Source organism: Streptomyces montanisoli (assembly GCF_017813245.1).
Classification (GTDB): Bacteria; Actinomycetota; Actinomycetes; order Streptomycetales; family Streptomycetaceae; genus Streptomyces; species Streptomyces montanisoli.
In genome coordinates this window covers 1-2,358 of the sequence record NZ_JAGIQL010000331.1, presented here as the reverse complement: position 1 = coordinate 2,358, position 2,358 = coordinate 1, and the positions used below count along the sequence as shown (strand labels likewise).

General features: G+C 79.6%; 2 protein-coding genes. Both read left to right on the top strand.

Annotated elements, in window-relative coordinates; genetic code table 11:
• Window positions 1–1,625 (top strand): glycosyltransferase family 9 protein (locus JFN87_RS34615; protein ID WP_372449336.1); only part of this gene is annotated, 1,625 nt, incomplete at its 5' end.
• Window positions 1,612–2,358 (top strand): glycosyltransferase family 2 protein (locus JFN87_RS32900; RefSeq protein WP_209346148.1); only part of this gene is annotated, 747 nt, incomplete at its 3' end. The genes JFN87_RS34615 and JFN87_RS32900, both read left to right, overlap by 14 nt.

The following is a 2,358-nucleotide window of genomic DNA, read 5'->3' as shown; positions in this document are numbered from 1 at the left end:
ACCCGCCGGTCCCTTCCGGCGTGCGTACGCCCGGGCCGGGCATGCCGCCCGGGCGGCGGCCGTCCGACGGGCGTACGCACGCCGGTAGGGACCGGCGGGTCCCGCTCGGAGAGGACGCAGGCATCGGCCAAGGCGAGCGGGCGCTGTCCCGCGCGGGCACGCACGCCGACGCAGGCCGGCAGGCCACGCCCGGCGAGGGCACACCCGCCGGCCAAGGCAGGCGGGTACCGTCCCGCTGGGGCACGCACGCCGACGCAGACCGGCTTGCCCCGCCCGGCGAGGGCACAGGCACCGGCGGCCGGGCGCGCGACCGCCACGGCAAGCAGACCGCCGGAGCCGGGCGGGCGCCGTCCCGCGCGGGCACGCACTCCGACCTGGACCGGCAGGTACCGGCCCGCCGGGACACGCAGACCGACGCGGACGGGAGCGCCCCGCTCGGCGCGGACACACACGACCGCCAGGGCGGGCGGGTACGCGACCGCCGGGACGGGCAGACCGCCGGAGACCGGTCAGCGCCGGCCCGCGCGGACACGCGCGCCGATCAGGACCGGCAGGTGCCGGCCCGCCGAGACACGCACGCCGACGCAGACCGGCAGGCGCCGCCCGGCGGGGGCGGGCGGGCGCCCGACCGGGACGAGGGGCGCGGGCATCCGAACGGCGGGGCGCGGCCTCGGTTGCTCGTGTTGCGGGCGCTCGGGCTCGGCGACCTGCTCGCGGGCGTGCCCGCGCTCAAGGCGCTCCGCCGTGCCCGTCCCGAATACGAGATCGTGCTGGCCGCGCCGGAAGCGCTGCGCGACGCGGTGCGCACCGTCGGCGCGGTGGACACGCTCTTTCCCGCCTCGGCGCCGGGCCGGGGCGTGCCGGGCCTCACCCACTGGACGGGGCCAAGGCCCGACCTCGCGGTGGACCTGCACGGCAACGGCCCCGCGAGCCGCGACGCGCTCGCCGCGCTGGCGCCGCGGCGGCTGCTCGCGTTCGCCGAGCCGTCGCCCGTCACCCCGCGCTGGCGCGCGGACGAGCACGAGCGCGACCGCTGGTGCCGGTTCCTGCGTGCCTACGGCATCGCCGCCGACCCGGCGGACGTCCGGCTGCCGCCGCCACGGGACCGCTCCCCCGCGCCGGGCGCGGTCGTCGTGCACCCGGGCGCCGAGTCGGCGGCGCGCCGCTGGCCCGCCGACCGGTACGCCGACGTCATCGGCGGGCTCAGGGCGCGCGGGCACCGCGTCGTCGTCACCGGGGGCCCGGCGGAGGACGAACTACTGGGCCACCTCGCCGCGCGGACCGGCCTGCCGCCACGGGACGTCTTCTCCGGCGGCCTGCCGTATCCGCGTCTCGCGGCCCTCATCGCCGGCGCGTCCCTGCTGATCAGTGGCGACACGGGCCCGGCCCACGTCGCCGTCGCGTACGGCACCCCGTCGGTGACGCTGTTCGGGCCGGTGGCCCCCTCGCTGTGGGGCCCGCCGGCCGGCGGCCCGCACCGTGCGCTGTGGCACGCGGGGCCGCCCGGCGACCCGCACGGCACCGTCCCCGACCCGCTCCTGCTGCGCATCACCACGGCGGAAGTGCTGGCGGCGGCGGACGCGTTGGCGGGACGAGGGGAGCGTCGCCACCATGCGGCAGTCTGACGTCACCGTCGCGATGATCACGCGCGACCGCCGCGCGGAGGTGGTGCGGACGCTCGACCGGCTCGCCGCGCTGCCTGAGCGCCCGCCGGTCATCGTGGTCGACAACGCGTCGGCGGACGGCACGGCGGAGGCCGTGCGCGCCCATCCGGTCGGCGCCACGCTCCTGACGCCGGGCCGTAACCTGGGTGCGCTCGGCCGGAACCTGGCGGCCCGTCACGCCACCACGCCGTACGTGGCGTTCAGCGATGACGACTCGTGGTGGGCGCCGGGCGCGCTCGCCACGGCGGCGGCGCTGTTCGACCGCCACCAGCGCCTCGGCCTGCTCGCCGGGCGGACCCTGGTGGGCGACGCCGACGACGAGGACCCGCTCAACGCGGTGCTCGCCGCCTCGCCGCTGCCCGCCGCAGGCGACCTGCCGGGGCGCCAGGTGCTCGGCTTCCTGGGCTGCGCGGCGGTCGTGCGGCGCCGCGCGTTCCTCGGGGTCGGCGGCTACCACCCGGTGCTGTTCTTCGGCGCCGAGGAGACGCTGCTCGCCTACGACCTCGCGGCCGCCGGGTGGGGCGTCGTCCACGAGCCGTCCGTGACCGCGCACCACCATCCGTCGCCCGGCGCGCGTGCGGGGCGCTCACCGCTGCTGCTGCGCAACGCCCTGCTGACCGCCTGGCTGCGCCGCCCCCTGCCCGTGGCGCTGTCCCGCACGCTCGCCCTGGCCGCCGGCGCCGCGCGCGGCGAC